At 40.8% G+C, this 24629-nt stretch carries 24 protein-coding genes, 1 tRNA gene and 1 other annotated feature; of the genes, 1 reads left to right on the top strand and 24 read right to left on the bottom strand.

The genetic code is table 11. From position 1 onward, the window contains the following. Nucleotides 1-181 precede the first annotated feature (181 nt). The 16 genes from clpX to ACSR9O_RS20320 all read right to left on the bottom strand — a co-directional run bounded on the left by clpX (nt 182) and on the right by ACSR9O_RS20320 (nt 16875). Nucleotides 182-1450 (bottom strand): ATP-dependent protease ATP-binding subunit ClpX, encoded by a 1269-nt coding sequence (clpX, locus tag ACSR9O_RS20395; RefSeq protein WP_101222811.1) that lies wholly within the window; start codon nt 1448-1450, stop codon nt 182-184. A 431-nt stretch (nt 1451-1881) separates the two neighbouring features. Beyond that, nucleotides 1882-3174, bottom strand: coding sequence for a trigger factor (gene tig, locus ACSR9O_RS20390; RefSeq protein ID WP_491724981.1), 1293 nt, complete (start codon nt 3172-3174; stop codon nt 1882-1884). A 184-nt stretch (nt 3175-3358) separates the two neighbouring features. Beyond that, complete coding sequence (locus ACSR9O_RS20385; RefSeq protein WP_230176784.1) at nt 3359-4393, bottom strand: tetratricopeptide repeat protein; 1035 nt, start codon at nt 4391-4393, stop codon at nt 3359-3361. Between the two features lie 172 nt (nt 4394-4565). Beyond that, a complete protein-coding gene (gene leuD / locus ACSR9O_RS20380) occupies nt 4566-5165 on the bottom strand; it encodes a 3-isopropylmalate dehydratase small subunit (protein ID WP_101222814.1) in 600 nt (199 codons plus the stop codon). A 28-nt stretch (nt 5166-5193) separates the two neighbouring features. Further along, nucleotides 5194-6603: a 3-isopropylmalate dehydratase large subunit gene (gene leuC / locus ACSR9O_RS20375; RefSeq protein ID WP_101222815.1), complete on the bottom strand. Its 1410-nt coding sequence runs from the start codon at nt 6601-6603 to the stop codon at nt 5194-5196. A 70-nt stretch (nt 6604-6673) separates the two neighbouring features. Then, entirely contained in the window at nt 6674-7786 is a 1113-nt protein-coding gene (gene leuB / locus ACSR9O_RS20370) for a 3-isopropylmalate dehydrogenase (RefSeq protein WP_101222816.1), read from the bottom strand. Between the two features lie 15 nt (nt 7787-7801). Further along, nucleotides 7802-9337 (bottom strand): 2-isopropylmalate synthase, encoded by a 1536-nt coding sequence (locus tag ACSR9O_RS20365; protein ID WP_101222817.1) that lies wholly within the window; start codon nt 9335-9337, stop codon nt 7802-7804. After that, the gene (gene ilvC, locus ACSR9O_RS20360) at nt 9324-10352 is read right to left on the bottom strand and encodes a ketol-acid reductoisomerase (RefSeq protein WP_101222818.1); all 1029 of its coding nucleotides are present in this window, start codon (nt 10350-10352) and stop codon (nt 9324-9326) included. The genes ACSR9O_RS20365 and ilvC overlap by 14 nt, the downstream gene beginning before the upstream one ends. 60 nt (nt 10353-10412) lie before the next feature. Beyond that, nucleotides 10413-10925 (bottom strand): acetolactate synthase small subunit, encoded by a 513-nt coding sequence (gene ilvN / locus ACSR9O_RS20355; protein ID WP_101222819.1) that lies wholly within the window; start codon nt 10923-10925, stop codon nt 10413-10415. A 3-nt stretch (nt 10926-10928) separates the two neighbouring features. Continuing rightward, nucleotides 10929-12644, bottom strand: coding sequence for an acetolactate synthase large subunit (ilvB, locus tag ACSR9O_RS20350; RefSeq protein WP_101222820.1), 1716 nt, complete (start codon nt 12642-12644; stop codon nt 10929-10931). A 115-nt stretch (nt 12645-12759) separates the two neighbouring features. Then, nucleotides 12760-13018 (bottom strand) — a binding site (T-box leader). Between the two features lie 308 nt (nt 13019-13326). Next, nucleotides 13327-13827 (bottom strand): M15 family metallopeptidase, encoded by a 501-nt coding sequence (locus ACSR9O_RS20345; RefSeq protein WP_101222822.1) that lies wholly within the window; start codon nt 13825-13827, stop codon nt 13327-13329. A gap of 158 nt (nt 13828-13985) precedes the next feature. Then, on the bottom strand, nt 13986-14261 hold the full coding sequence (locus ACSR9O_RS20340; RefSeq protein ID WP_101222823.1) for a GNAT family N-acetyltransferase: 276 nt from the start codon (nt 14259-14261) through the stop codon (nt 13986-13988). Nucleotides 14262-15076: 815 nt separating this feature from the next. Next, nucleotides 15077-15295 (bottom strand): YidH family protein, encoded by a 219-nt coding sequence (locus tag ACSR9O_RS20335; RefSeq protein WP_232782921.1) that lies wholly within the window; start codon nt 15293-15295, stop codon nt 15077-15079. Between the two features lie 96 nt (nt 15296-15391). Beyond that, the gene (locus ACSR9O_RS20330; RefSeq protein WP_202190575.1) at nt 15392-15565 is read right to left on the bottom strand and encodes a hypothetical protein; all 174 of its coding nucleotides are present in this window, start codon (nt 15563-15565) and stop codon (nt 15392-15394) included. 173 nt (nt 15566-15738) lie between these two features. Then, entirely contained in the window at nt 15739-16101 is a 363-nt protein-coding gene (locus ACSR9O_RS20325; protein ID WP_101222824.1) for a GIY-YIG nuclease family protein, read from the bottom strand. 18 nt (nt 16102-16119) lie between these two features. Beyond that, nucleotides 16120-16875 carry a DUF2087 domain-containing protein gene (locus ACSR9O_RS20320; RefSeq protein WP_491724980.1) on the bottom strand — a complete coding sequence of 252 codons (756 nt, stop codon included), beginning with the start codon at nt 16873-16875 and terminating at the stop codon, nt 16120-16122. Nucleotides 16876-17156: 281 nt separating this feature from the next. Between ACSR9O_RS20320 and ACSR9O_RS20315 the strand changes: the two genes are divergently transcribed. Beyond that, nucleotides 17157-17417 (top strand): hypothetical protein, encoded by a 261-nt coding sequence (locus tag ACSR9O_RS20315; protein WP_491724979.1) that lies wholly within the window; start codon nt 17157-17159, stop codon nt 17415-17417. A 247-nt stretch (nt 17418-17664) separates the two neighbouring features. Here ACSR9O_RS20315 and ACSR9O_RS20310 read toward each other — a convergent pair whose 3' ends face one another. The 8 genes from ACSR9O_RS20310 to ACSR9O_RS20275 form a co-directional block, all read right to left on the bottom strand. Beyond that, complete coding sequence (locus ACSR9O_RS20310) at nt 17665-17865, bottom strand: hypothetical protein (protein WP_048688856.1); 201 nt, start codon at nt 17863-17865, stop codon at nt 17665-17667. 191 nt (nt 17866-18056) lie between these two features. Further along, nucleotides 18057-18130, bottom strand: a tRNA-Arg gene (locus ACSR9O_RS20305). 172 nt (nt 18131-18302) lie between these two features. Then, nucleotides 18303-18815, bottom strand: a complete 513-nt coding sequence (locus ACSR9O_RS20300) for a metallophosphoesterase (RefSeq protein WP_491724978.1) — start codon at nt 18813-18815, stop codon at nt 18303-18305. A 2-nt stretch (nt 18816-18817) separates the two neighbouring features. Then, complete coding sequence (locus ACSR9O_RS20295; RefSeq protein ID WP_491724977.1) at nt 18818-19429, bottom strand: XTP/dITP diphosphatase; 612 nt, start codon at nt 19427-19429, stop codon at nt 18818-18820. A gap of 213 nt (nt 19430-19642) precedes the next feature. Beyond that, entirely contained in the window at nt 19643-20764 is a 1122-nt protein-coding gene (locus ACSR9O_RS20290; protein WP_230176781.1) for a Ger(x)C family spore germination protein, read from the bottom strand. Beyond that, nucleotides 20761-22236 carry a spore germination protein gene (locus ACSR9O_RS20285; RefSeq protein WP_491724976.1) on the bottom strand — a complete coding sequence of 492 codons (1476 nt, stop codon included), beginning with the start codon at nt 22234-22236 and terminating at the stop codon, nt 20761-20763. Before ACSR9O_RS20285 ends, ACSR9O_RS20290 begins: the two co-directional genes overlap by 4 nt. Further along, nucleotides 22233-23315 (bottom strand): GerAB/ArcD/ProY family transporter, encoded by a 1083-nt coding sequence (locus ACSR9O_RS20280; protein ID WP_101222831.1) that lies wholly within the window; start codon nt 23313-23315, stop codon nt 22233-22235. Before ACSR9O_RS20280 ends, ACSR9O_RS20285 begins: the two co-directional genes overlap by 4 nt. A gap of 225 nt (nt 23316-23540) precedes the next feature. After that, a complete protein-coding gene (locus ACSR9O_RS20275; protein WP_101222832.1) occupies nt 23541-24620 on the bottom strand; it encodes a GerMN domain-containing protein in 1080 nt (359 codons plus the stop codon). Nucleotides 24621-24629 lie beyond the last annotated feature (9 nt).

The following is a 24629-nucleotide window of genomic DNA, read 5'->3' as shown; positions in this document are numbered from 1 at the left end:
TTTCCACTACAGGCACTCGCTTTCCGCGGGCGGTCCGGGAGCCTCCTCGGCGCTCTGCCCCTGCGGGGTCTCCCTTGGACGCGTATTCCCGCAGGAGTCTCGTACCTTACGTCACAATCAACTTTGGTCTATAAACAAAAAGACTGCCAGCATTAACTGGCAGTCTTACTTTTCCATATTATCAAGCAGATGTTTTCTTTTCTTGTCCTTTGATGGTTGTACCGTCTTTAAGGACGAGCTTTGGAGATTCATTTTTCGAAATCGTGCTGCCTGTGATTACACATTTTGCTACATCATCACGTGAAGGCAGATCGAACATCACTTCAAGAATGATGCCTTCGATGATGGACCGCAGACCACGTGCACCAGTTTTACGTTCAATTGCCTTTTTAGCAATTTCACTTAGCGCTTCCTGTTCGAATTCCAATTCAACATCGTCTAGTTCAAGCAACTTTTGATATTGTTTAACAAGGGCATTTTTCGGTTTTGTCAGGATTTCAATCAACGCAGCTTCATCCAATTGCTCAAGAGTCGCAATTACCGGAAGACGACCGATGAATTCCGGAATTAATCCGAAACGAAGCAAGTCTTCAGGAAGGACTTTTGAAAGCAATTCTTTTTCTGCAACATCATCCTTTTTCACGTCAGAGCCAAATCCAATGACTTTTTGACCAAGACGGCGTTTGATGATCGGTTCGATGCCATCAAAGGCACCGCCGCAGATGAACAAAATATTGGTCGTATCGATTTGAATGAATTCCTGATGTGGATGTTTACGTCCACCTTGAGGCGGAACGCTTGCAACCGTTCCTTCAAGGATTTTCAATAATGCTTGTTGCACACCCTCACCAGACACGTCACGTGTAATAGAAGGATTTTCCGATTTACGGGCAACTTTATCGATTTCATCAATATAAATGATGCCTTTTTCCGCTTTTTCCACATCATAATCAGCGGCTTGGATCAGCTTTAGAAGGATGTTTTCGACATCTTCTCCAACATATCCAGCTTCCGTCAATGAAGTGGCATCAGCAATCGCAAATGGAACATTCAGTAAGCGCGCCAATGTTTGCGCAAGAAGGGTTTTCCCGCTTCCCGTCGGTCCGATCAGGGCGATGTTACTTTTAGAAAGCTCCACATCGTCGACTTTGCTATTGGAATTGATACGTTTATAATGGTTGTAAACAGCGACAGCCAAAGATTTCTTTGCCTGTTCTTGTCCAATAACATATTCGTCAAGAATTTCACGGATTTCCATAGGTTTAGGAACATCCCTGAATTCTACTTCTTCATCAGTGCCCAGCTCTTCTTCGACGATCTCCGTACAAAGTTCTATACACTCGTCACAAATATAGACACCTGGACCAGCAACCAGTTTACGGACTTGTTCTTGTGTTTTACCGCAAAAAGAACATTTTAACTGTCCTTTTTCATCATTAAATTTAAACATGTACGTTCACCCCTTTAAATACTCTTCCAACTCTATTACATAGCGGTACCTAATCGTAATGAAAAAAAACGAGGCACACATCTACTTAAACATTCCAAAATCCCTAGTATGTTTTGCATTTTATCATGTTCTTGGAAGTTTAGTAACAAAAATGCTCACGCGTCCGAGTTGTTAAATAAGTACAATAATCAATCAATATGTATTTGCCCTTTACCAGTATGCCCAAAACTTTGGATTTTTAAAAGCAGGATTTGCTGTATAAATATGTATATGCGGTATTAGAACTAATCTACACTGAAATCCAAAAAAAATCAATCAGGAAATAACCGATATTTGAAATTTACACTAATTCTCAATATGTATAAAACAAGGCACGATTACTCGCGCCTTGTTTTTTAAAGGAAATATTTAAATCTACTTATTTATAAAAATTATTTTGCGTCAACTGTTTTGCTGTTTTCTACCAAGAAGTCAATTGCTTTCTTAATTTTAAGATCGCCTTTGATTCCTTCTAAGTTTCCAAGAGCTTGTTTGATCGCATCAACTTCCATATTGTACATAGTAGCCATTTGTGCAAGTTCAGCTTCTACGTCCTCGTCAGTCGCTTCAAGTTTTTCAACTTCAGCGATTGCTTCAAGAGTTAGGCTCGTACGAACTTGTCCTTCAGCTTCTTCTTTCATTTGCGCTTTTAAAGCTTCTTCGTCTTGACCTGAGAATTGGTAGTAAAGCTCCAAATTCAGACCTTGAGATTGAATGCGTTGAGAGAACTCATTCATCATGCGGTCAACTTCATTTGAAATCATCGCTTCAGGAACGTCCATTTCTGCGCCTTCAACAGCTTTACCAATTACAGTGTTTTGAACGAAGTTTTCTTCTTCGTGCTTTTTGTCATGCTCTAATTTATGTTTTGTTTTTTCTTTAAGTTCAGCCAAAGTTTCCACTTCGTCGTCGACATCTTTCGCGAACTCATCATCCAACTCAGGAAGTTGTTTTGTTTTGATTTCGTGAATTTTCACTTTGAATACTGCTGGTTTACCTGCAAGTTCAGCAGCATGGTATTCTTCAGGGAATGTAACTTCGATATCTTTTTCAGCACCAGTTTCAAGACCGACAAGTTGCTCTTCAAATCCTGGAATGAAAGAGTTTGAACCGATTTCCAATGAATGGTTTTCTGAAGCTCCGCCTTCGAATGCTTCACCATCAACGAATCCTTCAAAGTCAAGAACAACTGTATCGCCTTCAGCAACTTGTCCTTCTTCTTTAACGACAAGCTCAGCTTGACGCTCTTGTAAAGTTTTCAATTCGTTTTCAACATCTTCGTCAGTTACTTCAGTATTGAATTTTTCAACTTCAACACCTTTGTAATCTCCCAATTTAACTTCAGGCTTAACTGTTACAGTTGCAGTGAAGATCAGGTTTTCGCCTTTTTCCATTTTCTCGATGTCGATTTCAGGACGATCTACAGGCTGAATTCCAGCTTCTTCGACAGCATTTGCATAAGCATCTGGAAGAATGATATCAAGCGCATCTTGGTAAAGTGATTCTACGCCGAATTTTTTTTCGAACATTTGACGTGGCATTTTACCTTTACGGAAGCCAGGTACATTTACTTGTTTCACTACTTTTTTGAAAGCTGCGTCTAAACCTTCGTTTACTTTTGCAGCGTCAACTTCAATTGTTAGTACGCCTTGATTACCTTCTTGTTTTTCCCATTTTACAGACATGTGTTTCCCTCCAAAAAATCTATATACTTCAATAATAAGCATTGGATGAATATGCTTTGCAAGTGTTAACAAGTCATCCTTCAAATATACCCAAAAAATATTGGGGAAATCGTCAAAATTAGACGAATATACATTACAACCACTACATTATACCACAGGATTAATCTGTTACAACAGCAATAGCTTAAATAATGGGATAAGAAATTTCTTCAATTTCTTTTATATAGGAAAGAATATCCGCAATGCTTTCCTCATCAGCCTGGTACAGGTCCGCTAAGTCCCTACCGAAAACTTCCCCGGTCATGTATTCTTCCGCCAAGGCATGATAGGCAGCTGCCCATGCAGGCAAGCTTTCAGGTCCGGGTTCAAAAGGGAACAATAAAAAAGAATGACGTTCAATCAAACTATGGACCATTTCAAATAAGCTCGGATTATCCTGACTGATTTCCTCTTCGGTCAGTCCGGTTACCTTCTTATAGAAGTCCGTCTCCTTCAAACTTTTCAATCCCCTTGGTATGACCGACTTCGATTGATTGAATTTCCTCAACGTCACTTCCTCGTTATATTCCTGGTCGATAAGAATGTTAAGGAGCATCGTTTTAAAGAAAGGGTGTCCCTCTTCTTTTTGTAGAAATTTTTCGATTTGAGGGATAAATGGTCGAATATTGATATTCGTTAGTTTTGAAATGACCATTAGCATTTCATTATCCGTTTTCCCTTCAAAAAGTTCATCCTCCTGCAATTCCTCTGAAAGCTGCTGATTTTGCCTTTCCTTCTCCTCTTTTTTATCCTCAAGGGCCCTTTTACTGAACTGAAGCATCTTTTCGAAATGTTCCTCTTTATCAAAAGGAATTTGGCTTTCTTCAAATAGCAGTTCGATCGTCGTGACCATTTCCTGATGCTCGCCTAATTGCAGCAGAACCATCAAATAAATATTGATCAGTTGAAAATAGTCACCGATGCCTTTATTCAGCATCTCTATACACAACTCTTTTGACTCCTTGTAATGCTCAAGTTCGACTAGTGAGACCACTAGTCCCATGCAAACTTCATCATTCTCGGGCTCATACTCCCTAGCTTGGCTGAAAAGCTGTGCAGCCGCTTTAAAGTTTCTGTTTCCAAGCTCATCCAGTCCCTTTGCAATCAGCCTATCACCGAGATTTGGAAAGGCGATAATCTTGGTTTCTTCGGCCTTCTTTTGGTTATTCTCATTATCCATCCTATTTTCCGCCTCACCGTTCGCTTTTTGAGAAACAGTTTAGCATGTAATAGCAGGAAACACAAAATTTATATGGGGCGGATGAACACCTTTCTTTCTTTCCCAGATAAAAAAATCCCGCATCCTTTCTAATCAAGAAAGGAGAACGGGATATGACCTTCTTCTATTAATATTAAATGCTCGAAACAGCCTTTTTTTGAGATTCATAGGCAGAAATCTCTTTATCATATTGAAGCGTTATCGAAATTTCATCCCAGCCTTTGATGAGCATTTCCTTCCAATATGGATGAATTTCAAAGCTTGTTTCAAACCCTTGACCATCATTCAATGTCTGATTGGGGAGGTCGATCGTCAACTCATAGTCAGGTGCCGACACTCTCTCCATTAAATAGTTTACTTCAGCCTGGGTTAAAGCGATGGGGACCATCCCATTTTTCATGCAATTACTTTTAAAGATATCAGCATAAGACGGAGCGATGATGATATCGAATCCATAATCTTTCAATGACCAAGGGGCATGCTCACGCGAAGAACCGCAGCCAAAATTTTCTCCTGCTATTAAAATGGACGTGTTTTGATTATGAGGCTGATTCAATTCAAAATCAGGACGCTTCTGTCCATTTTCATCAAAACGCCAGTTATAGAATAAAAATTCGCCAAATCCGCTTCGCTCAATCCGTTTTAAAAATTGCTTTGGAATGATTTGGTCCGTATCCACGTTTTTACGGTCAAGTGCCGCCGCTCTTCCTTTATATATAGTAATGGGTTCCATTCTATGCACCTCCGGTTAATTCGTATTCTTAATGGACTTGTTCAGTTCTTTTCAAATTCCTAATATCGACAAATTTCCCATGAATGGCGGCCGCGGCAGCCATAGCCGGACTAACCAGGTGCGTTCTTGCTCCAGCGCCTTGCCTGCCTTCGAAGTTCCGATTACTTGTGGAGGCACAATGCTCACCGGACGGAACCACGTCAGGATTCATGCTTAGGCACATGCTGCAGCCCGATTCACGCCATTCGAAGCCCGCAGATTTGAAGATTTCATCCAACCCTTCATCTTCCGCTTGCCTTTTGACGCTTTGTGAACCGGGAACGACCATCGCCCGAACTCCTTTTTGAACAGTTTGGCCTTCGATCATTTCTGCAGCTTGCCGTAAGTCCTCAATGCGCGAATTGGTACACGATCCTATGAAAACATGTTGTACGGGAATTTCCGTGATCGGCATGCCTTCCTTAAGACCCATATACTCAATGGCTCGATTAAGTTCCTTGGGATCCATGATATCTTCCGCGAAGGTAGGCACTTTACCGTCCACGCCACTAGCCATTCCAGGATTCGTCCCCCAGCTCACCATCGGTGGAATCAAACTGCCATCAAGAATGATTTCTTGGTCATAAACAGCATCCTCATCACTGGAAAGTGACTTCCAGTCCTGAACACATCGCTCGAACTCTTCTCCTTTCGGCAAATATTTACGACCTTTCAAATAAGAGAACGTGGTTTCATCGGGAGCTACCAGCCCCGCTCTTGCCCCGCCTTCGATCGACATATTGCAAACCGTCATTCTCTCTTCCATCGACATATCCCGGAAAACTTCCCCACAATACTCAATGATATGTCCAGTACCGAAATTGACGCCGAATTTAGAAATCACATATAAAATGACATCTTTCGCCATCACACCATGACCAAGCTTGCCATTAACCTCAAGCTTTAATGTTTTCGGTTTAGTTTGCCATAGGGTTTGTGTAGCCAAAACATGCTCGACCTCACTCGTACCGATTCCAAACGCAATCGAACCAAACGCACCATGTGTGGAAGTATGACTGTCTCCGCAGACAATCGTCATTCCTGGCTGTGTAAGCCCTAATTCCGGCCCGATAACGTGAACGATACCTTGATCCGGGCTGTCTAAATCAGCAAGGCGGATGCCGAACTCCTTACAGTTTTGCTCAAGCGCCTCTAGTTGTTTCCTTGCAATATCATCCTCGATGAAATAGCGGTTAACGGTTGGCACATTATGATCCATTGTCGCGAAAGTACGGTCGGGTCTTCTGACTGTGCGTCCTTTTAATCTCAATCCTTCAAATGCTTGCGGAGAGGTCACTTCATGAATATATTGAAGGTCTATATAAATTAAATCCGGTTTATTCTCCTCTTCATTTACAATATGGCGATCCCATATTTTCTCTATTATCGACTTTCCCATCACTATCCCACCTCGATCAATCTTGTATTTTTTTAAAAAACACGGCCTATTGTTAGGCCGTGAAAGAAGTTTATGCGTAAGCTCCCATGATATTGGAAATAGCTTCCTGGTCTAAAAGATTTGCTTTTATTTCTGCGATCATCTCTGAAGTGGATGTAATATTTGGTTGGCCATTTGCGATGTCGCCTGTTCTTAAGCCATATTCAAGGACCGTTTCCACAGCCTGCTCAACGGCTTTCGCCTCATCTTCCAAACCAAAGGATAGACGCAGCATGGAAGCCGCTGATAAAATCGTCCCAATCGGATTAGCCAGGTTTTTGCCTGCGATATCCGGGGCGGAGCCATGAATCGGTTCATATAGATTAGGCCCATTTGTTGATATGGAGGCGGAAGGAAGCATTCCAAGCGAGCCAGTCAATACCGACGCTTCATCGCTTAAAATATCACCGAACATATTCTCCGTCACGATAATATCAAATTGTTTCGGGTTTTTGATCAATTGCATGGCCGCATTATCAACAAGCATATGTTCAAGGATTACATCCGGATAGTCCTTGGCAATTTCTTCAGCTGTCTCACGCCACATCCTGCTTGATTCAAGAACATTCGCTTTATCCACGGATGTTACTTTTTTCTTGCGATCCGATGCTAATGCAAAAGCAAGTTCAATGATGCGCTTCATTTCGCTTTTCTGATAGAAAAGTGTATCGACGACCGCCTCTTGCCCTTCTTTTTCCATGCGCTCACTTGGCTTTCCGAAATAAAGGCCGCCTGTCAGTTCCCTGACAATCACGAAATCCACATCTTCAATGAATTCCTTTTTAAGAGGAGAAGATTCCGACAAGCTGGAATAATAGCTGATTGGACGGATGTTAGCATAAAGATTCAAATCTTTGCGGATTTTCAACAAACCTCGTTCTGGTCTTAGGTGCGCAGGCTGGTCATCCCACTTAGGTCCTCCAACGGCCCCTAATAATACCGCATCGCTGTTTTTACAAATCTCCACTGTTTCATCCGGCAGGGGTGCACCTGTGTTATCGATGGCCCCGCCGCCAATCTCACCATATTGAAATTCAAAATCGTGTCCATATCTTTGGGCAACGGCTTCGAGGATTTCTACAGCGCCTCTTGTTACTTCTTTCCCGATGCCATCTCCTTGAAGCACCGCAATATTCCTTTTCATCGAAATCTCCCCTTCCTATTGTAATACTGCTTTTTCTTCCAGTTCCTTCATGATGATCACACGGTTCACAGCGTTCAAATACGCTTTGGCGGATGCTTCCAAGACGTCCTGATCAAGACCCCTGCCGCTTGTTTCCACACCGTTATAATCAATTTTTACAAAAACCTGAGCAAGGGCATCCATTCCGCCGCCCACCGATTGAATTCGATAGTCCAGCAAGCTGATCTCGCTGCCCAAACATCTTTCAAGCGTGTTATATAAGGCTTCTACACTTCCTGCACCTGTAGCCGCTTCCTGAATCTCTTCATTATCGCCTTTTTTCAGCGTGACCGTTGCTGTCGCCGTCTGATGGGTACCATGGGAAATCTGTAAGGAAATCATGTCATAAAAACTGATATCCGTCGCTTTCTCTTCAAGCACCAGCGCAACGATATCTTCATCCGTCATGTTCTTTTTATTATCGGCCAATTCCTTGAACTGAATGAATAATGAGTTCATTTCCTCATCCGTTACCGTAAAATTCAACTCTTGTAATCTTTCTTTGAAAGCATGACGTCCTGAATGCTTTCCTAAAACTAACGAATTGGACGAAACCCCGACAAGTTCTGGTGATATGATTTCGTATGTCGTTTTTTCTTTTAACACGCCATCCTGGTGAATGCCAGATTCATGTGCGTATGCATTGGCACCAATAATGGCTTTATTAGCAGGTACTTGCATTCCCGTAAGGCGGCTGACCAAATCACTGGTCCTTTTTATTTCATTCAATACAAGACCCGTTTCCGCTTGATAGAAATCTTTACGGATGTAGAGTGCCATGGCCACTTCTTCAAGGGCCACGTTTCCGGCACGTTCCCCAATTCCGTTGATTGTGCCTTCGACTTGCGTAGCTCCGCCTTCGATGGCAGCCAATGAATTGGCCGTCGCCATTCCAAGATCGTCATGGCAGTGTGCGGATAAACTAACTTTATCAATAGAAGGAACATGTTCACGAAGGTATCTGAAAATGTTTCCGTACTCGATTGGAGCTGCATATCCAACAGTATCCGGGATGTTAATGACCTTGGCACCAGCCTGAATGACCGCTTCAACGATTTCAGCCAAATAGTCAAGTTCTGTACGGCTTGCATCTTCTGCAGACCATTGTACGATCGGAAAACGCGCTGCCCCGTACTTGACCATATCAACTGCCTTTTCAATCACTTGCTGCTTCGTCATTTTCAACTTATATTCACGATGAATGGGCGAAGTGGCGATGAAAGTATGCAACCTTGGTTCTTCCCCGCCCCTTAATGAATCCCAAGCTGCATCGATATCTCCTTTTACAGCGCGCGCCAGCCCTGTGACAGAGCTGTTTTTGATTTTGCGCGCGATTTCCTGTACGGAGTTGAAATCCCCTTTGGATGCTGCCGGAAAACCGGCTTCGATAATATCAACACCCAATCTTTCAAGCTGATAAGCAATTTCAAGTTTTTCGGTAAAATTCAAATTTACACCGGCTGATTGCTCCCCATCTCGAAGTGTAGTTTCAAATATATTAATTTTTCGCAACGGCTACCACTTCTTTCTCTTTTTGTTGAGGTTTTACGAATGGCATCATTTTTCTTAATTCACGGCCAACCACTTCGATTTGATGTTGGTTTTCACGATTATTGATAGCATTGAAGACTGGACGATTCGCTTGGTTTTCCAAGATCCATCCTTTAGCGAACTCACCGTCTTGGATGTCTTTCAAGATCGCTTTCATTGCCTCTTTCGTAGTTTCCGTCACAACGCGTGGTCCAGAAACGAAATCTCCCCATTGAGCTGTGTCAGAAATGGAATAGCGCATGTTTTCCATACCGCCTTCATACATAAGGTCGATGATTAATTTAAGTTCATGCAAACACTCGAAATATGCTACTTCCGGTTGGTATCCAGCTTCTGTCAATGTTTCGAATCCAGCTTTCACAAGGGCAGTCAATCCGCCGCAAAGTACGGCCTGTTCTCCAAATAGATCCGTTTCCGTTTCTTCTTGGAATGTAGTTTCCAAACCGCCAGCTCTTAAAGAGCCGATTCCCCGAGCGTACGCAAGGGCCAAATCTTTTGCTTCACCCGTAACATTCTGATAGATGGCGAATAATGCCGGCACCCCTGCGCCTTGTTCATATGTACGGCGAACAAGATGTCCCGGACCTTTTGGAGCGACTAATAATACATCTACGTCTGCCGGAGGAACGATTTGATTGAAATGGACGTTGAATCCGTGTGCGAACATTAACGCTTGACCTGCGCGCAATACCGGCTTGATTTCTTCTTGGTATACTTTCGGCTGAGTTTCATCCGGTAATAGGTTCATGATCACGTCTGCCTGTTCAGCTGCCTCTTTCACCGTGTAAACATTGAAACCGTCTTCCACCGCTTTATCGAAGGATTTACCTTTCCTGATTCCGATGATTACATCTACACCGCTGTCACGTAGGTTTTGTGCATGTGCGTGTCCTTGTGAACCATATCCGATTACCGCTACCTTTTTATTGTTGAAGAAATTCTCGTTTGCTTCTGCGTTATAATATACTTTTGCCATAATAATTACATCTCCCTTTTCATCATTGTTTTTTGTTTTGGTTTGTTTTGGTTTTTATTTTTATACGATTGTCGCACTCTTAGCGTGTGCAATTTGCATTCCACGCGGGATGGCGGCTGTCCCTGTCCTTGCCAATTCCTTGATGCCATATGGCTTGATCAGTTCAATGAAGGCTTCGATTTTATCCGATTCCCCTGTGATTTGAACTGTCAGGCTATCTTTACTGACATCAATAACTGAAGCTCGGAAGGGTTCGATGACTGAATAAATCTCGGCTCGGGTTTGTGTAGTCACCAATATTTTAATGAGTGCAAGTTCCCTCGCCACAATCGATTGATTCGTAATATCATATACTTTCAAAACATCGATCTGCTTATTCAATTGCTTGGTGATCTGTTCAATGACAGCTTCGTCATCAACATCGACCACGAAGGTCATCCTTGAAATGCCATCCTGTTCGGAAGGTCCGACAGTCATGCCTTCAATGTTATAATTTCTTTTCGTGAACAGGTTCGTAATCCGATTCAGGACGCCTGGCCTGTTGTTCACGGTGAGGCTAAGAATTCCCTTCATTGATTAAACTCCTTCCATTTCATCAAGCCCTTTTCCTTGTGCTACCATCGGAAAGACATTTTCATTTTGTTTTACCCGGAAATCAATCAACACTGGACCATCAGTCTTTAACGCTACATCCAGGCAGTTGCTTGCTTCTTCCTCCGTCGTCACTTTGTACCCCGGAATTCCATAAGCATCGGCCAATTTCACGAAGTCCGGATGCGATTGAAAAATACTGTGCGAGAAACGTTTATCATGAAATAGTTCCTGCCACTGTCTTACCATACCTAGTGCCCCGTTGTTGACGATGATGATTTTGATTGGCAGATTCATTTCGGCAATGACTGAAAGTTCCTGCAGGCACATCTGGAATCCACCATCCCCAGATATGGAAAGCACCGTCGCTTTCGGATTCGCCAGTTGCGCTCCGAGAGCCGATGGTAAGCCAAAGCCCATCGTTCCCAATCCACCGGAAGTGACCCATGAATTCGGTTTGTTAAATGGATAGTATTGCGCTGCCCACATTTGATGCTGTCCAACATCCGTCGTAACGATGGCTTCCCCATTCGTTTTTTCGTGAAGCATCTGGATGACCCGCTGAGGTTTCAATACGCCTTCTTCATGGGTATAACGCAATGGGAACTCTTCATTCCATGCAGTAAGCTGTGTTGTCCATTCATCAATTTCCGGTTTCTTGCCATTTTGCGCAATCAACTCTGCCAGTGCTTCCTTGGCACTTCCGACGACCGGAATTTTTGTCGGCACATTTTTACCGATTTCCGCTGGATCAATATCGATATGGGCCACCGTTGCATGCTGTGCGAATTTCGCTAGGTTCCCAGTCAATCGATCATCGAACCTGGCACCGATATTGATTAATAGATCACATTTCGCTAACGCCATGTTTGCCGCATAGCAGCCATGCATACCACCCATACCGATAAAGAGAGGATGTTCCGCCGGAAAGCCCCCAAGACCCAATAAAGTGTGGACGACGGGAATGCCTTGCTGCTCGACATATTCCTTTAATAGATGGGAGGCCTTTGCATGCAGGACACCTGCCCCTGCAAGAATGACCGGTCTTTTCGCCCCGCTTACTGCTTCAACAAGCTTTCTGATCTGTAAGTAATTCGGCTTGGTCGTCGGCTGATAGCCCGGGAGATTCATCTCTGGCTCCTCTTCAGTCGATACACCTTCTATAATGGCCATGTCCTTAGGTATATCGATTAATACTGGACCTGGCCGGCCGCTTGAAGCGATATAAAAAGCTTCTTTTATAATGCGCGGAAGGTCTTCCGGCCTCCTTACCTGATAGTTATGTTTTGTGATCGGGGTAGTAATCCCCAGTACATCAGCCTCCTGGAAAGCATCCGAGCCAATTACACTGGTAGCTACCTGACCCGAAATTACCACAAGCGGTAAAGAATCAATCATTGCATCGGCCAAACCGGTGACAATGTTCGTTGCCCCTGGACCGGATGTAACTATGACCACTCCCGGCTTGCCGGTAATCCTGGCGTATCCTTCCGCTGCATGAATCGCACCTTGTTCGTGCCTTGTCAAAATATGAAAAAGTTCTGAACTGTAAAGCTTGTCATAAATCGGCAATACAGAACCTCCCGGATAACCAAAGATGACTTCAACATTTTCCTTTTTCAATGCATTCAGCAGAAATTCAGCACCAGTATAATGTGTCTTTCCACTTTTCCGATCAGCAACAACTGACTTTTGTGTCATTTCGTAAAAAACCTCCTTCGCTTTTCTATTGAATATTTCTTAACATTCAGAATTTTCAGCTTTTTATGCATACAAAAAAGCCTTTTCACCCCAAATGTACTTGCACTCGGCAAGTTAAAGGGGTGAAAAGGCTTGATGAGCCACTCCACGGTACCACCCTTTTTCGCATGAAACTCCATGCGCACTTTGAATAGCCTACACTATTCTCTGTTTTGGTAACGGGTACTGGTACGCACCCGTTCAGCCCTACTAGTCTGACGTTCAAGCTGAAACTCCAAGGTGAGTTCATCTTTCGGGACAATACCGGCTCTCAGCTACCCGGCTCTCTGTGACTGCCTTTTTAAAAGACTACTTATCCTCTTCAATGCTTTTCGCATTATTCATATTTTTTGAAACGCTTATGTTTGATGTCTTGTATTTGTGATTATCTTACGTGTATTTCGGGTAGTAGTCAACAGGTTTTTTGAAATTTTTTGATAATTCTAAATTGAAAGATTTGTTGTATCCGCTTACATACCTATCATGACCACATTCTATAAAAAAAGTTTTTTTAATATTTAATTTTTAAAAACGTCAGATATCCCATTAAAATTATTAAAGTGATAACAAACTTCTCCACTGAAATATCCTCGCACTACGCACATGATGCCAGTCACTAGTATTAGTGTTCTCAAACAGCGGATCATCCATTTTCCCTTTCACTGTTCGCTGACGCCACTCTTGATATAAGATTCGGCCTCAATCCCTTTTGAAGATCTCTAGTGGATAAACCGCCTGACATTCCAAGATGCGGAAAATCACGGAACAATTCAAAATCCCCTCCCCAAACAAATCCCAGGGATTTTGCTATGGCCGCTACCCTTGTCCACTTTTCGCCCTCTGTCCACAATGTCCGCTTGCCGTCATCACTAACAATGACAAAATCTACAGCAAGTCCATAGTTATGCAAGGACTGGCCAGCTCTGGCATAAGTCACGATAGGCATTGATTTATTCGTTCTGCCCCGTTCATACAATTCATTTTGTTCTGGGAAACTTCGATAACCAGCTGTTATTTGAACAAATATCCCCGCTTCATAAGCTAATTTAACCACTTCAAGTATCGTCTCGTTCACGACCGGGTCCATACCGCCTCCCATATTTTCCTTTGCGCGATTCAATAGGGTTTGTAATTTGATGGCCATCCTAGCACCTCCCCTATATTAAATGCGAACAACACTGTAGGCGGAAAGGCATTTTTATATTTTTTTCTTGGGGAATTGATGGAGTGAAGATTATCTAAAAAAATGACAATGGGCTGAACACAGGTGATATTAATCATCCCCTGGTCCAGCCCTCTAGTTCATTTAGCCAATACATCCTCGTATTCTTCATTTTTTTCAAATTGTTTTTGAACGAACGAACATACCGGAACAATTTTCAGTTTTTCCTCCCTTGCGAATCCTATTACCTTTTCAACAAGGGCATTTCCTACCTTTTGTCCGCGCAACTTGTCAGAAACAACGGTATGATCGACCGTGATTTCATCATCACCTGATTTAAAGAATGTAATTTCCGCTAATTTCTCACCAGATTCTTCGACAAAAAAAGAACTTTCACCTTTTCTAATATCAACCATGTTAATGACCTCCTTTTAGTTCCTCTTTATCATATCTCACAAAATGGAAATTAAACAAATATTTAAAATGCGATTGAAATTGAATAAAGTAAAGTACTTTCAAAAGTTTTAATGCTAGCATTGCCCATGTGAAGTTTATTCACAAACTGATGGTGGCTAATATATATTTTTTCAAGAAAGGCAAAACTTGACCGATTTTTCCTTACCGCTTATATGCCCTTCCGGTACTTCAAATTTCACCATGGCTACGTGCACAACACTGTATTTAATGTAATAAAAAGGTTTTAATTATTCCAGTTTGTCGACAATAGGGTTCTGAAAATTTATCTTTCATCAAATGATGCCCCCGAATCAACGGACACAAAGTAGCCATACCTTCAAACCTTAAGTATGATTTCCATCTGAATTTTATTACGATGTTGATTGTAGAGGGAGGCGCGAGACACCTGCGGGAAAAGCGAGTCTAGAGGAGATCAGCCGAGGAGGCTCCCGGGCCGCCCGCGGAAAGCGAGTGCCTGGATCGGAAATCAACGTCCAAATTGTAAACACCATAAAATTACTGCAGGCAACAGGTTTTCTTCGAATTTTCTACAGTCTGAATAATTCTTCATAACCTGAAATACAGTGTTTTTCAAGCTTTCGTTTTTTGATTGCATTTAATCAATGGAAGAAATCTTCCCGTAATGATGTAAGAATAAGTATATAATAGTAGAAATTGAAAAAAACTGCCCTTTAAATGTTAGGACAGTTTTACACTTTTATGAAAACAAAATATAAAATGATCATCGATAACAATATGACCATAAAAACAGCGATTAGAATAACGTCGAACTCGAGGGCCGGAATGTCCCTTCATTGATTTGCCGCTTCTTCTGAAGATAACCGAACTTCGCCAGCACTGTAATCACAAGGCCCAATGCACATGTAAACATCCCCAGCACGATACTAATCAGGTCAATCCGGGGATCCCGATGCACACCAAACGTAAAATGTATGCTAGTCGCAAGAAAACCAACCCCCACTATCGCAATCACCGTTCTTACCCAGGCTAAAAGGTACGTTCATTAGCCAGCTGCTGCTGGACATATTTCAATTGGTTTTTCTCCATGTCATCACCTTAATAAAATCAGTCATCTTTTCAGGAGTGAAAAGGCCCTGAACATAGACCCGACAAACATAAGCCCTGCACCGCCGAGCAATAAATATATACATAGAGTTTTATTAATAACATTCAAAGGATAAAGTAAGGCCCCCAGCGCTATGATTGCTCCTATCCCCGTTATGGTCCATCCTATTTTTTTCATTCGCAACTCCTAAAATAAATTATTTAGTGAAGGTCTCCACTGGTTTCCCCCTATTTCATAAACAGGACCCTCATTATTAGCTTAAACCATTTAAAAACTTACAACAAGTGAGATCCTCTGATTTTTTTCCCACAAAAAAAGAGCCACAAATGACTCCCTGTTTTAAAGGCCACTTACAAGTCAGTGGATTTCATTCTATTGTATCCCCGTTCTTCGTATGGCTGTATTTTTTCCATCCACATTTCTTCAAGTTTTTTCAATTCCCGTTTAACATCAAAAAATCCTGTTTCTTTCGGCTTCAATACTTCCAGCACCTCAAAAGAAAAAGCATCTTTCCCATATTGGTTCCACTCACCTTGCAGCACTTTATTGGTGTTTGTTCCGACTTCCAATTCAAATTGTTTCCCCTTCAACGTCTTTAAATTCCTCGTGCTTCCGATAAAAACTTTATTATTTACCGTATTTCTGATTTGGTATACACCTGCTTCAACTTTCGTTTCTTTATATAATTGCTTCAATTCTTTTTTACGATCCATTTTTCTTGCCTCCAGTCATCATTTCTTCAGCCAATATTGGCTCCCATCAGGCTTTCTATCCAAAAATCCATATTCTATTAAATACCTTCTCAAAAGAACGTGATCATGATAAACGGTACCCAAAATTTGATTGATTTCTTTTTCTTCGTATTTCCGCTCATTTTCAAATCGGTTCATAATTTCTTGAAGAATGATCAGCCTTTGTTTTTCCTTTGGCGGGAAAGACTTTAATGCATCCTGACTGCCTTTAGGGAAGTATTTTTTCAGTACAGTCACCTTTTCATCCTCGGTAACGTTATAACGATCATCAACCATCGTCGCTTTTTGATGAAGCGGGATAAATGCCGGCGCATGTTCATCTTTATCTTTCAAAAGTTCCATCAGGGCTAAAAACAACTTAGCCTGACGCTCTTTTTCTTTCAACACAAAACGATGGTTCCGAATGGTGGACGGACTGCCTATCCCCATTTCCTCCTGAACCTCAGCATCATTCTTCCCTTGGTAAAATAGGCGAAGAAGGCGGTTTTGATGGTCCGTGAGACCTGTAAGTTTTTTATCGAGATCGATCAAGTATTCAAAAACGGAGTTGTGTGCATGTTCAATATGAATCCGCATATACCTCTTTGCTTCATAAAGAACCCCATCTTTCGGGTATACCACCCCCTTTTCAACTGCATTTCCGCACAGCAAACAAACATATTGGTTCTCACCTTCTATATACCCTTGTTTAAGCTCATCCTGAGATGCGCTCCAAAACATTTCAGCGTCCTTCATAAAACAAACACTTCCCTATAAAGTTTATAATATAATAAACATAATATTAATTCGTTTGCATTATGTCAATGTTTTTTCTAATTTAACTCCAGCAAATTATCCAAAGATGAACTTGATGGCCAGAGGGCTTCATAACATACAATACAGCTGACAGGCGCTACACCATCCATTAAACGAAACGATCCCCATGACACTATGCCGTATAGCACATTGAATAATAAGCTTAATTTCCCCAATAATATGCTATATAAGCGTGAATAAGCTTTAGAGGAGGATATATATTGAAAGATGAAAGCAATGCAATTGTTCCATCAATCCATAACACCGATTTACACAAGGCAATACAACATTTATCTGAACAATTCAAGGTATCACTGCCAGAATTACGCGATACGATTGAATTACTTATACAAAACCAATCAAGTGGGATGCAGCTTAGTTTAGGAGATGAGAAAAGTTCACCCGTCGAAGAATTGAATACGGCAATAATCAAAAACCGTGAAATCATTAAAAAAAATCTCCAAACATTAAATAGAATTTGATATAGAAAAAAGGCATCCGATTATGGATGCCTGAATTTGTAGACAAACTCGATAATAATTGGTTTTTGTAAATCGAACGTTGATTTCCACTCGAGGCACGCGCTTTCCCTGCAGGAGTCTCGCACACCCGCTCCAATCAACTTTGCTTTAAAATTCAGATACAAACTCAGGCATCCAATCATGGATGCCTGAGTTTGTGGAACATATGAAATTCCTAATATAAGTCCTTCGTTGAGCTCTTTAAGTATTAGCTAGGCACAAACTTAAGTATCCCTTCCAGATAAACACCTTGCTCTTTTCGTGTGCATTCCCTCAACTTGATTCTTCCTTCTTTTTCTAACTCCTTGGCTAATTGGACCACTTCTGTTCCATCTTCGGTTATTTCGACTGAGAAGAAATTGCCCCGAGTGGAAGTTTGAATGAACTTGAATAATCTATCTTTATTCATTTAAACATCTCCTTATTTATAACAAGTTCGACATAAAAGGTCATCCACCTGCGATAAATATGAAATAAAAAACTTCTTGTCGTCATACGAACTTTAACAGTTAAAAGGATAGCAAATTTAAATTACCCTCGTTGTCTTAAGCCAAAAGTAAAAAAGCCAAAACCTTTGAAGGTTTTGGCTTTTTTTAGTAGTGTCCCAGGAGAGATTCGAACTCCCGACCGACGCCTTAGAAGGGCGTTGCTCTATCCAGCTGAGCTACTGAGACGTTTATGATATAAGTTGCGGTAAAACTTATGTATTACCTTAACTGTTCCCTTAGGACACTTCTTATTATAGTAGGATATCAAAAGAAAGTCAACGCTTTTTCAAAAAAAGTTTTTTCTTTTTTTAATAACCAGGAAGCGGGGAAAAACGCTTCCTGTTCATTATACATGAAGTCATTCCATTTGATAAGCATTTCTTAGTTCTTCAACGATTTTTCCTTCAAGGTCATAATAGATGATTTCAAGTTGGTCATTTCCGATTTCCAAAATGGCATAGGTTTTTTCTTTTCGTCCACGCGGCTGACGTATGCTTCCCGGGTTGATGAAGAGCTTGCCGTCAATCAATTCAGAGCCTGCAGCGTGGGAATGACCAAAGCAAACAATATCCGCCCCAAGCTCTTCACTTTTATAAGATAGGTTCATCAAGGTCATATTTATGTTATAGAGGTGTCCATGTGTAAGGAAGAAACGCTTGCCTGCGATGTTCTCCACAATGTCATTCGGATATGCCGAATCATAGTCACAATTCCCGCGTACGGCTAAGAACCCCGACATGTGAGGGTCATTTCTTTCCAACTCTGAATCACCGCAATGGATCATGGCTGCAACCTCTTGTTTATGACGGTCGGTAATCATGCTGATTTCATGAGTTAAGCCATGACTGTCACTCATTATTAGCACTTTCATCGTCACATTCCTTCTTCCCTTTTTAGAAATAGATCAAGTTTTTCATCTAGAGCCCTCAATGCATTGGCACGGTGGCTGATTTTGTTTTTTTCCTCTTTTGTCAAATCTGCGTTTGTTTTACCCTGTTCCTCAACAAAAAAGATGGGATCATAACCAAATCCATTCGCTCCTGAAGGCCGTTCTGTAATCAAGCCTTCCATCGTTCCCGATACCGTAATCGTTTCCTGGTTGGGTGACGCTAGTGCCAATGCGCAATAAAACCTCGCCGTTCTATCCTCTTTTGGCACGCCTTCCAGTTCCCGGAGGACTTTTTCCGTGTTCGCTTCATCACTCTTGGACTCTCCAGCATAGCGCGCAGAATATACGCCTGGACGGCCCTCCAATGCATCTACAATCAATCCGGAATCATCAGCAATGACAAAACGGCCTAGCTGATGGGCAATGGCCTCTGCCTTCAGGATCGCATTTTCTTCAAATGTCGTCCCTGTTTCCTCAACATCCGGAGCATCCGGTACATCAAGAAGTGTTTTGACTTCATATCCTTTAGCAGAGAATAAGCTTTCGAACTCCTTTGCTTTCCCTTTATTTTTCGTTGCAATTATTACTGTCTTCATTTTTCATTTCACCCTTTTTCATTTTATCGGCATGTGAGCTCTTTTCGGTCTAAGAAAGAATTTGCTGTACTCATTAATGTTAAGCCGCTTATTCTCCAGTGCCAAACGGACGAATTCAGCGCTGCCTTCCATGATCAATAACGGCCGCTGAATTTTCCAGATAAGTTAAGTCTAACACAACTCCCTCATCTGAAATAACCTGAAACTTATAAACTAACGTTTGTAATTTTCACTATGTTCAATATGGATATTAACTTTTATGTTATTTATTGAAGTCTTATCAAAGGAATTAATAATTCTGTTATCCCACTTATTGACATGGTATCTGTATGCCTTTTCACTTATGTTAAATAGGTCTGTATTGATTTTCTCCCCCGTCTCCAATGTCTTCAAAATATCATGCTTAACTTTTGTTTCTACCTTTTTTTCGATTTTTTCCATATCCAAGTTAGCTATATTTTGTTTCAATATTCCATTTGCTCTAACCTCTAAGTCATATAAGGGTTTCTTTTGTTGTTCCAATACTATGATGTTTGTTTTAGGGTCCATGATTTCAACACTTACCTTTTGTTTGTTCAGGGAAAAAAACATTACTGTCGCCTTGTTTTCAACCCATTTTAAACCTATCAAATCTTGTTTACTTACGTACCCTTTATATTGTTGTTTTGATAAAACATAGCCGCCATTCAACGTTGGTATCTTCTTTTCTTTCCCGCCCTCTGAGTAATGATGCTCATTTATGACCAAAGAGGGAATTAAAATGGAACCAACCGGTTGATAAAACTTCGAAACCAGTTCACTGAATTTTAACGGGGAAATGAAATAGTTCTCGTTAATAACGGTCTCTGGCCTTTGAATGATCGTGAATAAGTTAGGAAGATTAAAGAAACTATCACTGTCAAACACCTTTTTAATATCCTTGTTCGTAACGAACAGCCATGAATTGTATCGCAATAAGGGCTCTTTTCCTACATATTCAATGAAATCCTTCATTTTATTCTTGATTACATTCTCACTTAAAATGAAGGAGTTAATATGCCCGATATAAAGCGGTAATGCGGCATGTTGTTCTAATTCGGTAAATGCTTCCTCGATACTTTCCCCTTTACCTTCCCCAATGACAACAGTAGATCTTTCTTGTAATGCAGTGGCCCCCTCTTGTTTTGCTATATCCGCAAAATTCAACGCTTGAAAGTATAAGATGAATTCACCCTCTTTATAATCGATCCCTAGAGCGGATCCATATGTTTGAGCTTGAATTTCCTTCATTCCCCAGCATCCTGTCGTCAATAAAAGTTGACAGCCAATAACCATGACTGCAATTAGCTTTCTCATTTGTTCGACTCCTTTTGCGGTTCATTATCACTGGACTGTATAGCTTGATTCCGCTGCCTTAACATCCCATACGGAAGCTTGAATAAGACTTTTAACATATCCGATTTACTTGGTTTGGAAAATGGATTCACAAAAGGCTGTCCGAAACTTTCCAAGGAAACCACAACAATCAAGATAAGGAATATTCCCATGAAGAATCCAAACAAGCCTAAAAACGCTGAACAAGCAAATATGAATAACCTTATAAGAACGATATTTCCAGCAATATTCTGATTGATTAAGGTATAGCTTGAGAGAACTGTAACAGCTATTACTACTAACATGGAGGGTGAAGTCAGCCCTGCCCGAATCGCTGCATCACCTATAATCAATCCACCCAACACAGAAACCGTCGGACCTACAGCTTTTGGCAGGCGAAGACCAGCTTCTTTAAATAGTTCAAACAATATGATCATCATGAATGCCTCTAAAGAAGCAGGTATCGGTAATCCTTGTCTCGTGATTGAAATCGTCGCAAGAAGCGAAAAGGGAATTTGGTCGAATTGATAGGAAACTAACGCTATAAAAAAACCCGGTAACGCAACCGTTACAAATAAGGCGACTACACGAATGATGTGCATAAAACTAATGTAAAAAAAGCTTGCATGTGCGTCATCAGCAGAATAAAGTAACTGATTAATACTGGTCGGTCCGATTAAGCATGTGGGATTCCCGTCCACCAGGATGGCAAAGCGTCCTTGATTCAAGGATTCAACAACATAGTCCGGTCGACCGATATAATCCATTAAAGGGAAGATGGAAAGTTGAGTATCATATAGGAGTTCTTCAACTTGGTAACTGCTGACTATGATATCAACATTTAATGAATCCAATCGTTTTTTAATATCCAAAAGAATCGAAGGATTAATAATGTCATCTATATAAAGTAACAATATTTTGGTTTTACTTCTTTTCCCGATTGTATATTCAATGCATTTAAGTGTTGACGTTTTTAACCTTTGGCGAATTAAAGACATGTTATCCGATATATTCTCAATAAATCCATCTCTAGGTCCGCGAATGGAAGATTCTATATTGGACTCTTCCGGACTACGCTTAGGGGAATTAGCTAATGGAGTATAGTAAATTTCATTAGAAGATTCATTAATAATGATTAGGTCTCCTGAAAATAGAATGCTTTCTACTTCCTCTTTTAAATCGGCGTCTTTTTTTAGCGTACTGATCTCCATAATATTGCTTAATTGATCAATTGTTAATTCCCCATTTTCTTGAACCGCTTTTGATATTGTAGGCAGTATCACTTCATTGATAAATTGCATATCGACTAAGTTTGGCGCATATAAAAACCCCAACAAATAACGACCTTCAGGATCAAATGTTTTTTTTCTTAAAACAACATCAGAGGAATGTTCGAACCATTTTTGGATTTGGTCAATGCAAGAAGGAGTTCCATTCAATTTTCCCTTCCTCATAATGTTTCACCTTTTCCTTTTCCCTTTTTTATAATAAGGAATAACAGTATAATTGCAGCACTCAAGAGAAACAGACTACTGATCGGAAAGAAATATTTGTATATAAAATAAAAAAATGAAGTGGCATCCCAATGGATTAGCGTTCCAATAACAATTAATGAATATAGTGAGAGCAGTATCCACTTCTGATGTTTTGAATTTGAGATTAATTTATATCCTATAAATAAACATAAACTTATTCGAATCATGGCACCTGAAAGCCATTGGAAAATGGACAGGAAATCGAGTCGAGTAATATAATAGCCAAACCTTAACAGCTTCCACTGTTCATAAGCTGGATTCCTCATTTTCACTGCTTCCACGGAACCAAATTCTGCAATCGCCCCCATCAGGGGTCCTAACGTAAGCATGATTAAAATTACACTAACTAATAAAAGCCACTTGGCTTTTAGCTTATCTTTCAGGTAAGGAGTCAAAAATAAAAAAACGATAATTTCTAAATATCCTGCACTCGTATACAAAATACCATTTAGAGTATTGCGATACCCGCTTTCAAATATCGGGAACAATAATTCGTAATTCTTATTACTCGTATTCCCCAGCCCCACAAATATCCCAAAAAAAGTGACGAACGGAAGAAACAGGAGAGCCAAAGTACTTATGGTGCGTATTCCTTTATAAGTTGCAAAAATACAAATAAAAGTGAATAGGCTAACGACTACAATGTTCGGTATGTCATGAGTATAATTAGCTTTTGCCCAAATCACTGTAAACTTGACGGTAATGAAGGCGTTAAATATAAAGTACAACCCAAATGCTATTGTGAAAATATATGTAACAAAAGGTGTAGACCATTTTTTTAGAAAAGCGATTATATCTTCTTTATCTAGTTTTTTATAAATATAAAAAATAAATAGGGTCCAAACGATACATGGAACAACACTTATTATGACACTTATCCATGCGTCGCGTTGAGATGCGGTCAATATATTGGGAAGGAGTAGGACATGTACCATGAATCCTGTATTCATGATGATTAAAACATAGATGTGTAAAGCCTGAATGATCTTTTGATCCATAATATCCCCCCATTAATTACACGATTAAAAGTAATTTCCCCTTTTAAAAATTTATTTATGTAAAAACTTTCTCTTGATACTAGAAATGCTTGGCGGCGGTATTAGTATTCAACTAAAAACAATGTATACAACAGGTGCAATAACAGCGTGGTAATTCAATTGTGGAATAAAAAATAGAGGCAGCTGCAGGCTGCCTCATTGTGATTTCCAGATATAAATTGCTCTTTAAAAACTACCTGTGTTGACTTTCTCTGGACGGACCACTGGTTCGGATAATTTCTTGCCTTCTTCATTAAGAACATCTGCGCTGCCCTGCACTTGCACTTCAACGCTTTCAATTCCTTTCTGTTCCGTTAAGGAAAGGACCAAGGCATCAAGGACTTCTTGTGATACCTTTTTCTCTTTAAAGCTTCCAAGGATATTTTCATTAAAATTGAGGCTGACCTTACCTTCTGCGACTTTAGGCTCGTCAAGTAAAGCTACATCACTCATGAACCCTGTTTGCAGGCTTGAACCTGAAGGACTCTTCGTTAATTCCTGAATGACCGCTGTTACATTATCAGACACCGTTTCGCTGATCCTGCGTGTCACCGGAACATAATAGGTGTACTCCTCGTCACCGCCTACATAATAAACGGTCAGTGATTTGGTATTGGAAATGTCGACTACGTCACTCGTATCGATATTGATTCCTGACGACCTTGAGACATTCTCATCTATCGGTGTGCCATTGACAGGCATTTCGGATATATCTTCCCCATTAATTCTCATTTGGATTTTCTCGACCGAGTCGAATTGTGTCAGTGTCCATGTAATGGCTTGGAGGATTTTAAGTTCATCCTCTTTTTGATAATTTTTGAACTCCGGCGAAAAGTCCGCCACAGCCACTCCGTCTTTAATGTTCACGCTTATTTGGGTATCGGCAGGAATGACGGCCCTGAATCCATTCGGAAGTTTATCCGTGACAGGTCCGTTAGTGACAAGGTAATCAAGGGCCTGTTTGGCGACAGCTTCCGATTTAGGAAGTTCCAATGTTTGTGGAACCACATACCCGCTTTTATCAATTAAATATAACTCCGTCTTCACTGTTTTCGTTTCAACAGCGCCCTCTTCTCCATCAGTCGCGGGCTTTTCCTCACCATTCATTTCTGTTTCTTTTAATGAAGATTCATCCTCGACTAATGAAACATCCTTTGGCGGATCTATTTCCTTTTTCTCTTCACCGCCAAATAATCCGCAGCCTGAAAGCCAAAAAGAAGATGCCAGAATGGTCACAGCCATTGTTACTTTTGATTTATTGGACATAAAATCACT

The sequence above is a fragment of the Peribacillus sp. B65 genome (assembly GCF_058513295.1).
This window is presented reverse-complemented; position numbering and strand designations above follow the sequence as displayed.